This window comes from Ruminococcus flavefaciens, from assembly GCF_900116855.1.
Lineage (GTDB): Bacteria > Bacillota > Clostridia > Oscillospirales > Ruminococcaceae > Ruminococcus > Ruminococcus flavefaciens_R.
In genome coordinates this window covers 1-13,260 of record NZ_UETD01000005.1, presented here as the reverse complement: position 1 = coordinate 13,260, position 13,260 = coordinate 1, and the positions used below count along the sequence as shown (strand labels likewise).

Sequence of the window (13,260 nt, the reverse complement as noted above, 5' to 3'; positions counted from 1 at the left end):
CGTCGGGGACGCCGTCCCCTACAATGATATTATGTTATATATTTCGTTGGGCGCCGGCGCCCATATTTTATCCTCACTGCTTACTTCTTTGAAGCTGCTCTCTGGAAGCACTTCACTATCTCAACAATAGGAAGAATGCAGAAACCTGCAAGGAATGCCCAGAGGTAGTTCATACCCGAAAGTGCTGACAGTGAGAAGATATTTCTCAGTGCAGGGATAAAAAGTATCGGCAGTGTGAGAACTGCGGAGAGTGCGATAGCACCGATGAGTACCTTGTTGTGCTTCTTCATGGTGAAGACAGAGCCCTTGAGGCTTCTCATGTTCCATGCGTGTATCATCTCACATACACAGAGGGTGATGAATGCCATGGTCATGCCTGCGCCGTGTCCCTCGCTCTGATATCCGATAACGTAGGACACAAGGGTGAGAGCTGCGATAACAGTACCCTGCCAGAGCAGATTTATTCCCAGACCGTCAGAGAAGATGTGTGAGTTGCTGCTTCTGGGCTTTCTGGACATTATTCCGTCCTCGGCAGGCTCCATACCCAGCGCGATAGCGGGGAAGCAGTCTGAGATGAGGTTTATCCAGAGCAGATGTACGGGGTTGAATATTACGAATGAACCGTCTGTAAGTCCTGCAAGACCCAGTGTTGCGATAAGTATGCAGAGCACCTCGCTGAGGTTGCTGGAGAGCAGGAACTGTATTGCCTTACGGATATTGTCGTAGATACGTCTGCCTTCCTCGACAGCACCTACGATGGTAGCGAAGTTGTCATCGGTGAGCACCATATCAGCAACATTCTTGGTAACGTCGGTACCTGTGATACCCATACCAACGCCGATATCGGCACTCTTGATGGAGGGGGCGTCGTTTACGCCGTCGCCTGTCATGGCGGTGGTCATGCCCTTCTTGCGCCATGCATTTACGATACGCACCTTGTGCTCGGGCTGTACACGGGCATAAACACTGTAATCCTCAACGTGAGCGTTGAACTCATCATCGGGTATCTTTGAGAGCTCTGCACCTGTGAGAGCCTGCTGACCGTTTCCGAGGATACCAAGCTCCTTTGCGATGGCAACGGCTGTATCCCTGTGGTCGCCTGTTATCATTACGGGACGTATTCCCGCTGAGCGGCAGAGACCGATAGCGTCCTTTACCTCCGGACGAACGGGGTCTATCATACCTGTCATGCCTATATAGATGAGCTCGCGCTCAAGTCCCTCTGGTGAGATATCATCGGGGATCTCGTCGTACTCGCGGTAAGCTGCAAGGAGAACTCTCAGAGCCTGATCAGCCATCTCCTTATTTCGGCGGAGTATCTCAAGTCTGTCGGACTCGGTCATTATGCGTACTCCGCCCTCCTTGATCATGTGTGTGCAGTTCTTCAGCACCTCATCGGGAGCGCCCTTTGTGTACTGTACAAAGCCCTTTTCGGTCTTGTGTACGGTAGTCATCATCTTTCTCAGTGAGTCGAAGGGAGCCTCGGCAACACGGGGCGTTGCAGCCTCAAGCTCGTACTTTTTAAGTCCGCACTTGTGTGCATAAGCCACGAGGGCAGCCTCTGTGGGCTCACCTGTTACTGTGTCGTCGGAATTGAGCTGAGCGTCACAGCAAAGTGCCATAGCCTTTGCAAGGAGCTCCTTGTCGTCTGTATTCTCCTGAACCACAGTCATCTTGTTCTGTGTCAGGGTACCTGTCTTATCGGAGCATATTACCTGAGCGCAGCCCAGAGCCTCAACGGCTGTAAGGCGGCGGATTATAGCTCCGCGCTTTGACATATTTGTAACGCCGATGGAGAGAACTACCGTAACGACCGCAGCAAGTCCCTCGGGGATAGCGGCAACTGCAAGGCTTACGGCGATCATGAAGGATTCAAGGAAGCCGGGCAGTGTGATAGTGCCGTTCTTCACAAGCATCTGAACGATGTTGAGTCCGAGGATGATAACGCAGATAACGAGTACTGCGATAGAGAGTATCTTGCTGAGCTGGTCAAGGCTCTTCTGGAGAGGAGTCTCATCATCATCAGCTTCTGCGATAGCGCCTGCTATCTTACCCATCTCGGTCTTCATGCCTGTTGCGACTACAACGGCGTCGGCACGGCCGTAGGCGATGCTGCTTCCCATGTAGAGCATATTCTTTCTGTCGCCGAGAGGTACATCCTCGCCCTCGAGGACACGGCTTTCCTTCTCGGAGGGAACGCTCTCGCCCGTCAGTGCAGACTCCTCTGCCTTGAGGGCTGCGGCTTCGAGTATACGGCAGTCAGCAGGGACGTTGTCGCCTGCCTCAAGGGTGATCACATCACCGGGAACAAGGTCTGAGCTGGGGATAACAATGAGCTCTCCCGAGCGGTACACCTTGCTCTGTGCGGCGCTCATTGCCTGAAGTGCCTCTATGGCTGACTCGGCTTTGTTCTCCTGATATACTCCGAGAACAGCGTTTGCCAGCACTACGAAAAGGATTATGAAAACGTCAGCTTCAAGCTTGCCCTCAGAGATAATGCCTGTTACAGCCGATATCACAGCGGCTGCGATAAGTACGATTATCATCGGGTTCTTGAACTGCTCTATGAACCTTGCAAGCAGCGTAGGCTTGGGGGGCTCGTCAAGCTTGTTCTTTCCAATTGTTTCAAGTCTTTTTGCGGCTTCTTCCGCGGTAAGTCCCGAAGCGGAGCTGTTTACTTCTTTGAGCACAGCCTCGGTGGTTTCAAGATAATGCTTCATGATTTTCCTCCCATATCTCCCTGCGTCATACAAAAAAAGCGTAAACGCGCTTTTACGGGCGCAGAATTACATCATCAAACAGATAATATTTTATCATCTACGGCTCAAAAAGTCAAGATATATCGGTGAACAGACTGTGACAGAATTGTGACATCACGGTGAAACAGATATATTTTGCCTTTGGGTGCTCCACGGACACGCCCACAGGGCTTTCCTTTAAAAGTGAAGGAGCCCGTTCCGGCTGAGAACGGGCTCCTTCACTGGGGGAGCTGAAGCGGGACTCCCCATATGAAAAATCACTGTATGATATACTGCGAAACAAGCGAATGAAAGGAAATTCTGAAAAAATATACTTTCAAGCGTTTTTTTGGTATATAGAGATGGTTTATTTTAAGAGAGATCTGAAAGCGTAGGGTTCACTGTTTGTTCCGAATAAGTAATGCCATTACAATGATCATCACCGAAAAAAGATTTCTGACGGGAAAAACCGTCTGCCTCCTTATGAAGGCAGGTGATTTTTTCCGTTAGGGGATATGATATATGTTATGAAAGCTGTTGGTGCGATCAAGCGTTCAGGCGGTATCACTATGATACCTTTGTGCAGTCACTCTGAATTATGACCGTATGCCCATTAATTAGGTCCGTCGCCCGAAAAGGTGACTGCGCAATCATCTGCCTGTCCGATCGATCTGTTTCAGGAATAGCTCTGAGACTGTGTCGGATTGTTAGCTGAAACTGTTAGCGGCATTTGCTGGGTGGCAGCATTGGTGCGATAATTGTTGCTCGGCGTACCATGGATAACATACGCTTCTGTTAGTGTGACTGTAGGACGTTTTTGTAAAGGAAAAAATGCAAGTGAAGTGTTGAGAATAGTAGTGTTGATATTATCAGATAAAATAATATGTAAGGTAGTGTTTAGAATTTTCTGAGTTTTCTGAGATCTTTTGGGGGGTCAAGCTGGTTAAGCCACCATGTGCATGCTGAATTAGCATTCTGCTCGGCAGCCTTTACCGATCTTGATACGATAGATTTCATTATTTTTGCCTTGACAGTGTTTAGGTTTTTCTTCATGACAAGAAATTCCTCCTGAGTAAATGATATGCGGGCACCTTCGGGTCGACGCCTAATTATTATATTTCGGATTTTCCAAAAGTCAATAACTTTGCACTAAACGCCGTTTATTTGCATTTTTATCCCGTGAAAAGTAAAAACCGACCGTTATTCGGTCGGTTTTTCGTTAGCCTCGGTATCTGGTATAGGTATCAGGAGCTCGGTGATGAACATATCTTCCTCGGTGTGAACATTGAAGCTTCCGCTGTATTTCAGACAGGCGCTCCTTATATTTGAAAGTCCTATGCCCTGATGGAGCTCCTTTGTGCTCCTGAAGCCCTTCTCCACGTCGGGCGCCACATTTGCAAAGGTATTCTCCATATATATGAATACGAAGTAGTTGCGTCGGGTTATGGACAGCCATACCCTGCGCTTGTCCTCGGGAAGCTCCTCGCAGGCTTCAAAGGCGTTGTCCAGCATATTCGAGAATATGGCAGTGATATCCAGATTTGATATAAAGTCTATCCTTGTGAACTCCGCGTCCACCCGGAAGTCAACGTTCATCTTCTCTGCGGCATCGAGCTTGTTGTTGATGACCACGGTCAGAATAGAGCTGTCGCATTCAAAACGGGGCATGAGCTTGTTCAGCTCAGCGTTGAGCAGGTCCTTGTAGCGCTCAGCCTCATCTGCCTTGTTGGAGTTTATAAGCCCCTCCAGCGACGAGATATGCTTCCTTACGTCGTGTATGACGCGCCTTGAAGCGGCATATTTCTCGTTAAGCTCCTTATAGGCGTTGAGCTGGAGCATGGACTGCTGTGTTACCAGTTCAAGCTCCTTTTCGGTCTGATAGGCTCGGGAGATCATCCTTATGAGGTATGCCAGATAAAGGTCCAGCGAAAGGAAGGTCAACAGAATGACTACTATCTCCCACCTTGAGTTTGACGAGCTTATCTTGTCGTTGAGGTACTGGAAAAGAAGTATCTCTCCTATCATAAGTACGAGGAACATGAGGAACTCATGGGTCCTTATATTATTCATGCCCTTGCCTGCAACTATGAGCAGGAAGCACTTCGCCACGGCTATCATGACTATCCAGCTCAATATAGTAGCCGCTAAGAAAAGTACGGGGCTGAACTTTATGTCCTCTGTCGTGACATTCAGCATGAACGCAAGCATAAGCGTCGAGAGCATCTCGACTATGCTCGATGTTATCATGTATATGGCATCATAGATGAGAAAGACCTTCCCCGGCGGCTTGTAGAAAACCAGATTTACCAGTATGAGCAGTACGAATGCGGTGATGAACTTGACTATGGGTATATCTATCATGTTGAGGGCGCCCTTGCTGATGGATATTGCACCGATTATCAGTATCTTCTTCAGCAGTGAGAGCTCCCTTGAGGTATATAGCTTGTCGAATATTATCAGCGTGAATATGTACATACCCGCTGCCGATATAGTGTATAGTAAAAAAAACATAGTCTTATCCCTGTCTGATATAGTTCTTGATGAAACGGCTGAACTCGTTGTGGAATTCCTTTAGTTTTTTCTGTGCAACGGGCACTTCTATGCCGTTTGTGGTGTATAGTGTGAAGTTGTTGAGCTTGTCTATATGCTCCATATTGACAATGAAGCTCTTGTGGGGCGAGACAAAGTTCTCTGAGTCAACAAGGGCGAATATATCCGAAAGGCTTCCTTTTATGCGGTATTTCTCGGACTTTGTATACACGGTTATCCGTCGGTTTCCCGTATACTCAAAGGCGTAGATATTTTTCAGACTGAGCAGGAGCGGTCCGTCCTCGCCTTTGAGCTGGATGACTGCTTCCTTTTCGGCATTCTCGGTGAGATACCGTGAAAGCTCGCCGAGAACGCTGTAAATGCGCTCCTTGTCAAAGGGCTTCACCACGAAATCAAAGGGGTGGACAGCGTAGCTTCGCAGGGCGAACTCCGAATGATTGGTGACATATACTATCCTTGCCTTTTTGTCTATCTCGCGGAAGAGCTGTGCGGTCTTGAGACCGTCGATGCCTCCCATTTCGATATCGAGGAATATAAGGTCAAAGCTGAGCTTTGTTTCAAGGAGCTTTTCTCCGCCCCTGAAGCTGTGTACGTCGTATTCTACCGAGTGTTCATGGCTGTATTCCGAGATGCATTCCTTTATTGCATCTATCATTTCCTTATCGTCGTCACATATTGCAATGTTTATCATTATATCGCTCCTTTCCTGTATGAGAGCCTGCCTAAAGCAAGGAATACCCCTGTGAACAGCAGTGCCATAGCTGCCGGAAGCATGAGCTTGTAAGCACCGAATATCCACATGACCGCCGAAACTGCCGTGACAACGGCGGCAACTATGAGAGACCTTCTGCGAAAGACCCTTTTCTCGATATCGTCAAAGGGCTTGTTGGGAGCTGCAACAGGTGCCAGAAAGCACACAAGCACATCTCCTGCCGAGGCAGATACTATGGCTGCATATAGTGCAGGTCTGCCGTTTATGAGCTTTGAAGCCGCTATGACAGCGGCAAGTATGAACATTGAGTATAAGAAGCAGGCAGTCCTCGTCCTTGCGTGGAAGCCGCCGCAGCAGCTCCGCAGAGGAGGATATGCCAGCATGAATACTATAACGGCAGGTGCGCTTTTCAGCAGAAAGGCTGCTATAAGCATGGCTGCCGATATGAGCGTTTTCATTATGTTCAGTTCGAGACCGTAGCGGACTATTTCCGCATTCTCCTCGTCAGCCCAGCCGCCTCCGAGAAGCTTTTCCATTATCAGATCCAGTAGTCGGTTCATTTCAATATCCCTTTGCAGTATACGGGCATATGCCCTCAATATTATATATTTCATTACTATGCCATAGGAACATTATATATTAAAATCAGTCAAAAATCAAGAGAAGTGACCCAAAATGTCATTTTTATTCCTGAAATGACACACTTGTGCTGGATTTAAGTAAAAACGGATCATTTAAGTTAGTGTAAACTCACACTTTTGAGCTATACAGCGTTCGCAGAAAGAATCTCCGCCTGTACTCACGCCGAAATCTCGCAGCACAATAGTATTATCATCACAGTTGACAGCCCTTTTCTTCCCTGTTATAATGAAAATACGGATAATTTCACGATATAGGAGGAAATATTCAATGAAGAAACACATTGCACTTATCACCGCACTCGCTCTTATCGGGGGAACACTTGGCAGCAGTCCTTTGCTGACAAAGGCAGAGACGGGTGTGTCCGACGTTCTGTCAGATGCAGAGCTCACATCGTATGATATTGGCTATGATGACTCTGTTTCGAGCGATCGGGACAAGAGATTCGTATACGAAATACATGACGGATATGCCGTTATCAGCGGTATCTCCGACAGTTCACTGCTCAGTGCCGAGGAGCTGACTCTCACCGACAGTATCCGCGGTGTCCCCGTGGTATCGCTCACCGACACAGCGCTGGCGAAATTCAAGAATCTGAAAAGGCTCACACTCTCCGCCAATACAAGATTCCTCACAAGGGACCGTTTCTTCTGTGACACTCTCGAGGAGGTCATCGTTCCCGAGGACAACCCCTACTTCACTGTAAAGGATGGTGTGCTCTATTCCGCAGATATAAAGACCCTTATCGGACCTGTCTCCGCAAAAGGCGTTTCGGAGCTGTCTGTCCCCAAGGTCACGGAAAAGATAGCAAAATTCGCCTTTGCTCAGTGCAATGAGCTGACAGAGGCAACTATCCCCGACAACATCTATGATATTGAGGAGGGCGCTTTCGCAGGCTGCGAAAACCTCGAAAAAGTCACTCTCCCCTCGGAGCTTGGCTGCATAAGCCATTACACCTTTGCAAACTGCCCTAAGCTCTCGGAGGTCAGTATAAACAGCGAGCTCCACATCATCGGAAGCGGCGCATTCAGCGGCTGCACCGCTCTCACGGACTTTACTGTCCCCGACTCAGTCGAATCCGTCAGCATAGGCGCCTTTGAAAATGCAGGCTGTGTCGAGACCGAGGACGGCATTCAGTATGTGGGACGCTGGGCTGTGGACACCGAAGAAAACATCCTGCACGGCAATATCCGTGAGGGTACTGTGGGCACCTGCGAGATGCTGTTCTCGCACAATGAGGATATGGAGACCCTGACCGTTCCCGAATCGGTAAAGCATATGGGAAGATGGCTGGTATCATCGGCAGGGAGCCGTCTGGAGCGTGCCGACTTCTATAACAGCGTCATCAGCTATAACGCGCTCGGTATCTGTAAGCATCTCAAGTCGGTATGGATACATAGTTCCCCATGCAATATAGCGGAATCACCGCGGACTCTCCCGAAATACTGGGAGGAGCCCTCGGCAGAGGACGATATATCAGCAATATCCGCATTTACGGAAGCTCCCGAAAAGCACGAGACAATGATCTGCGGCAGCGGTGCAAAGGATTATGCGCTTCTCTTCGGCAGAAAGCTCAGCCTCATCGACAAGGATATCCCACGAGATAGTCAGGACACCACCTATACGGTAAAGGACGGTATCGAATACGCGATCGATAAAGACGGCGCCGTTGCAATGATGCGCACCGATCCCGCTCAGAAGGACGTGGTCCTTGCAGATGAGGTAGACGGTGTCCCCGTAACAAGATGCAGCGATCTTCTGTCGCTAAGAGGTGATACCCCTGTGGGCAGACTTTTCCTGCCTGCTGATTTTACTGCCTCAAAGTTCTTTTTTACGGACATCATCAGCGATGTTTCCTTCTATGAGGTGGACGGGGATAATCAGAAGTTCACCGCAGTTGACGGCATACTTTACTCCAAGGATATGACCACTCTCATAAGATGTCCGAGGTACTATGAGAAAACCGAGGTAGTCATACCCGAGGGAGTAAAGAACATAGACGGATATGCGTTCTGCAGCTGTGAAAATATCGAAAAGGTAGTCCTGCCCGAAGGAGTTGAGGATATCTCCATAGGAGCCTTCCGCGCTTCGGGTATGCTGAAAGAGACAGTGCTCCCCCACAGCCTTAAAAGAATAAGCGCATCTGCCTTCGCATACTGTGATGCGCTCACTGATCTCACTCTCCCCGACAGCCTTGAATACATCGGCTCACAGGCTTTCAAGGGTACACCTCTGTGTGAGAATGAGGACGGGATCGACTATATCGGCGACTGGGCAGTAGGCTTTAACGCCAACGCACACAAGCTCATTTTCCGCGAGGGCACAAAGCATATCGCCTATATGGATACGGCTTCGGCTTACCTCACTAAAATAGTGCTGCCATACAGCGTAGAGTCGGAAGATCTGTACTTTGATCACCACAACGGGAATATAGAGACTCTTATAGTCTGCAACGACAAGTTCGATCTCGACGATCTGTACTGTACAAGACACGTCAGCGATGTCTATTTCTTCGATCCCTCATGCAGCCTCTCCCACGCCGCCACGACCCAATTCAGGCATATCCCCAACACCTCGGAGGACAGGCTGAAAACAAGGACAGAATATGCGGAGCTTATTCAAATAAAAGGGCTTCAGGTCTACTTCACGGAAGCTGAGAGAGCAAGGGCAACTTACATTGTGATACACGGCTACAAGGGCTCAACTGCCGAGGAAGCAGCAAATGAGCTGGGGCTTCCCTTTGTGCCCATAGACGGAGATATATCCGATGTCAGGGGCGATGTCAATTTCGACGGTGCGCTGAATGTGGCTGATCTCGTTATCTACAGCAAGTACCTCCGCGGCGGTCTCAGTCTCAGGGAGTCACAGCTAAGACGCGGCGACCTCAACGACGACGGAACTGCTGATATATTCGATATGATAAGCTTCCGCAGATCGCTGCTCGGTGTGTAAAAAAGCACTCCAAATAGTCGCAAGCCTGTCTTTTGTGAAAAAATCATCGGTGATACGTTGATTTTTACCAAAAACATATTGACATTGTTAGCATGAAATGTTATATTATTATTAGTATGTACTTACTTTAAATGCATACTAAAAAACGATCGGCAGACGCTGATCAAAAAGACAGAAGGAGGGGTTATAATGAAACCTATAAAACTTATGGCGGCACTGACAGCGCTCGTGCTCGCCGCAGCCAACACCGCAGCTATTCAGCCTAACCTCACGACAAAAGCAGAGGAAGGCACCGGCGCTTCCGAGGAACAGGGTACCTGCACACTTAACTTTTCCATTGTGGACAGCGAAACAGGTGAAGCTATCCCGGACATTGAAGCAACTCTCATCGTCAATCCCACAGGCACAGGCAGGATCATCGAAAAATGGACTACCACTGATGAGATCAAGAACATCACAGAGCTGCATAAGGAAGCCAGCTATGGCATTTCGCTGAGAAATGTCCCCGATATTTATTCCTGCAATACACGCATCTTTTTCGATTTTGAAAATGAAGGAGATACACTCGACCTTGTAATAAAGGCAGAGCGCAAAGACAGCAAGCCAAACGTGCGTATACTCGTACACGACTGGAGCGATCTCGTTGCTGACCCCGAGCAGGGACTCTGCACAGGAGGAGGCTCGATCCCCGACGGTGAATACACAGTGAAGATATACGACGAAGAAAACGGCTTCATCAAAGAGGGCAAGGGTCCGATGTATCTTCCCAACGGCGATTATATCGCCACCGTTATCCCCGATGATAAGGACTATGTTACTGTTTCCCCGTCCAGCAAAAAGGCTGAGAATATCCAGAGGATGTATCCCTCTGTGATTATACCTTCAAGTAATACAGTGCATTTCTCTGTAATAGGAGGAGAGCTCCTCGGCAGACCGGAAGTGTACTTCACAAGGAAGTCCGCTGTCGGCAATAATTCCCTCGTGGTAAATATTATCGATTCAGACACAAATGAAGCACTGAGCGGCTTTGGATTCCTTGTATACAAACTCTCCGACGAGCTCGCTGCAAAGGCGGAAAACACACCGCAGTTCATCGAGAACGTGGAAAACAACGAAGAACTCGTAGCCGCAGGCAGCACTTTTAACAATATCATAACCGATCTCAAGGCGGGTCAGAAATATGCTGTTATCATGAATTCCCGTGCGGCTGGCTTTGCAAATGACAGTCCCGAGATCGTGATAGTCGACTTCGATGAGGAGGGACTTCCTCAGGAAGTCACATTCAAGCTGAAGCAGGACGTTTTCTCACCCGAATGGAACACTGCTATCCATGTTGAACTCGTTACCAACGTTGACGGTATCTCCGTACCTGTCCATGCTCCAATGCCCGACGAGTGCAAGGTCAATGTATACAAAAGCAGCGGAGAGCTTTTCGGAGAATATGACTGCAGCGGAGACTTATATCTCTCACTTCCGCTTGATAATTACACAGTCGAGGTGATCAACCCCGACAGCACAAAGTATGTTCTTGACGGCAGTAACAAGTTCGATGTACCGCTGGAAAAATACGGTCTCGAGGTTGTAGAGGCATTCTTCAAGCCCGTCAATGATGATACAGTGATCGGCGATGCAAACTGCGATACAGATGTTGAGCTGGCTGACGCTATCCTCATCATGCAGGCACTTGCAAATCCCGATAAATTCGGTACAGACGGCAGCGAAAAAGAACACATCACCGAAAAGGGCTGGATAAACGCCGATGTTGACGGATCAGGAACTATGACCGGCAACGACGCTCTCAATATCCAGAGATATCTGCTCAAGCAGATAAAAGCCCTCCCCAACATTAAATAACGGATACCCATACAAAAATTTTGCCCCGAAGCGTTTCAAAGCGCCTCGGGGCATTATGTTTATTCGTCTCGCAGGATAGATTGGGATCTAACCATTATGGAACGGCTTAGCCGCTTTATTATCGGGCGTATAATATCCGCCCCTACATCGGGCTGACGGCTAACGGTCAATGGCTTATATCAGGCATCTGTATCAGCGCTGCCCGTAATATACGGGCTTTTCTTATTCTTCTTCAAGCGAAGCTCTTACGGTCACACGGCTCTGACCGCTGAGAGTGCAGGTAAACAGCGTCATATCCCAGTCCGTGGAGCCTCCTCCAAGCATATGGTCAATGTCATAGCCGTCAACATTCTCGGTGTACTCCACACGGTAAAAATACTGCAAGCCGTCCGCGTCGGTGAACCATATCTCGTCACCCTGCGACAGCTCCTTGATCCTGCCGAAATGACTGTTGTAGTTATGGGCAGCGATTATGATATCCCTGCCCTCCACTGTGCCGCTGTATCGGCACGGAGAGGTCTTCAGCCTTTCGTAGCTCCAGCTGCTTGTTACGGGGAGCTCCAGTCCCAGCTGAGGAAGGGTGATATATCCGCAGTACTCCTCGCCGTCAACGCTTATGCTCCGCATTTCCGAGGGAGGCTGTGCAGAGGGCACCTCATAGGGTGCAAACAGGTCATCCGAAGGCGGCTGGGTGATCGCTTCGGTGGTAGCGGATGCAGGTGACGGTTCGGGGATAAGCTGTTTCAGCTCTGCCATAACGTCCTGAGACTTCTCAAAAGCCGCATTGCTCTCATACATATTGTACGCCACAAGTCCTACAGCTCCGCCAATGAGGAGTATGCCTATCAACAGTGGCAATATCCATAGCTTTTTCTTCATTCCGCACCGCCTTCCGCACTATGTCTTAATTATATTATACTCTCACTTTGTATTTCCGTCAATCCCCTATGAAGTGTTTAGGGGCTTTATTATTCCTTTCTGAGATAAATCAAAATTTAGCGCATACGCGAAAAATTGGAAATGTAGGGGACGGCGCAGCTAACAGCTGCACGTACCCTCTGTCAGCTTGGCTGACATCTCCCTACACTGTAGGGAGTCACTCGACGTCCCACGAAATTTGTATTGTAGGGGTGGATATCATCCGCCGTTAAGGGACGCCCTCACTTCTGAACATTCCCTTATCAACAAATTATTTTTCATGTCTCTCCGAGGGAGTTATCCCTCGGAGATTTGCTTTATACCGCGGTCGGTATCTTTTCATTACCGATCATTATACCATCCGCCTCAAAAGCCTTTGTCGTAGTAAACGAGAAGCGGATATTGATACGATTGGTGCATTTTCTCGAATACTTGACTTCCTTTTCATAAACTTCAATGCGGTTGATAAAGGCTCTGAGAATTGCAGGAGTCACTTCTGTGACCTTTACGATCTTCTTTGCATTGGCAATAAAGTCACGAACGCATTTCTCACGGGCACTTATGACATTTGTCTTTGAATCAAGCTCCTGAAGTTTCTGCTTCAACTCGGACTGCTCCTTCTCATATCCACCTGCAAGGCTGTCATAGCGTTCTGGAGTAACTCTGCCTGTTACTCTATCCATGTAGAGTGTGCTGATAGCATTTTCGAGCTGTGCTATCCTTGCTTCATACTCGCTTCTCAGGTTTTCATTATCTTTTAACTGCTCTTTTGCTTCGAGTTCACCATTGCTCATAGCCATATTGTAGAATTCCTCGGAGTGCTCTCTTGCAAATGCTGTGACCTTTCTCAGCGATTGAAGTACAACTTCATCAATAACTGATTCTTTTATATAATGT

The 13,260-nt window shown here is 48.4% G+C and carries 9 protein-coding genes; 2 read left to right on the top strand and 7 right to left on the bottom strand.

The genetic code is table 11. The features are described from left to right. Window positions 1–80 precede the first annotated feature (80 nt). The 5 genes from DSZ37_RS05755 to DSZ37_RS05735 form a co-directional block, all read right to left on the bottom strand. Window positions 81–2,720: a cation-translocating P-type ATPase gene (locus DSZ37_RS05755; protein WP_109725997.1), complete on the bottom strand. Its 2,640-nt coding sequence runs from the start codon at window positions 2,718–2,720 to the stop codon at window positions 81–83. 915 nt (window positions 2,721–3,635) lie between these two features. Further along, a complete protein-coding gene (locus DSZ37_RS05750) occupies window positions 3,636–3,791 on the bottom strand; it encodes a cyclic lactone autoinducer peptide (protein WP_109725996.1) in 156 nt (51 codons plus the stop codon). A gap of 147 nt (window positions 3,792–3,938) precedes the next feature. After that, entirely contained in the window at window positions 3,939–5,249 is a 1,311-nt protein-coding gene (locus tag DSZ37_RS05745; protein WP_109725995.1) for a sensor histidine kinase, read from the bottom strand. Window positions 5,250–5,253: 4 nt separating this feature from the next. Continuing rightward, a complete protein-coding gene (locus tag DSZ37_RS05740; protein WP_109725994.1) occupies window positions 5,254–5,979 on the bottom strand; it encodes a LytR/AlgR family response regulator transcription factor in 726 nt (241 codons plus the stop codon). Beyond that, entirely contained in the window at window positions 5,979–6,560 is a 582-nt protein-coding gene (locus tag DSZ37_RS05735) for an accessory gene regulator B family protein (protein WP_181380255.1), read from the bottom strand. Before DSZ37_RS05735 ends, DSZ37_RS05740 begins: the two co-directional genes overlap by 1 nt. Before the next feature lie 349 nt (window positions 6,561–6,909). On the opposite strand from DSZ37_RS05735, the gene DSZ37_RS05730 reads away from it, so the two are divergent. Next, window positions 6,910–9,591: a leucine-rich repeat protein gene (locus DSZ37_RS05730; protein ID WP_181380254.1), complete on the top strand. Its 2,682-nt coding sequence runs from the start codon at window positions 6,910–6,912 to the stop codon at window positions 9,589–9,591. 189 nt (window positions 9,592–9,780) lie between these two features. Further along, window positions 9,781–11,445 (top strand): dockerin type I repeat-containing protein, encoded by a 1,665-nt coding sequence (locus DSZ37_RS05725; RefSeq protein ID WP_109725991.1) that lies wholly within the window; start codon window positions 9,781–9,783, stop codon window positions 11,443–11,445. Between the two features lie 222 nt (window positions 11,446–11,667). Here the strand turns inward: DSZ37_RS05725 and DSZ37_RS05720 are convergent, their stop codons facing one another. Together DSZ37_RS05720 and DSZ37_RS05715 are read right to left on the bottom strand one after the other, a co-directional pair. Further along, a complete protein-coding gene (locus DSZ37_RS05720; RefSeq protein WP_109725990.1) occupies window positions 11,668–12,324 on the bottom strand; it encodes a sortase in 657 nt (218 codons plus the stop codon). 356 nt (window positions 12,325–12,680) lie between these two features. Next, window positions 12,681–13,260: DUF4368 domain-containing protein (locus DSZ37_RS05715; RefSeq protein WP_146198164.1), on the bottom strand; the 580-nt coding region annotated here is incomplete at its 5' end.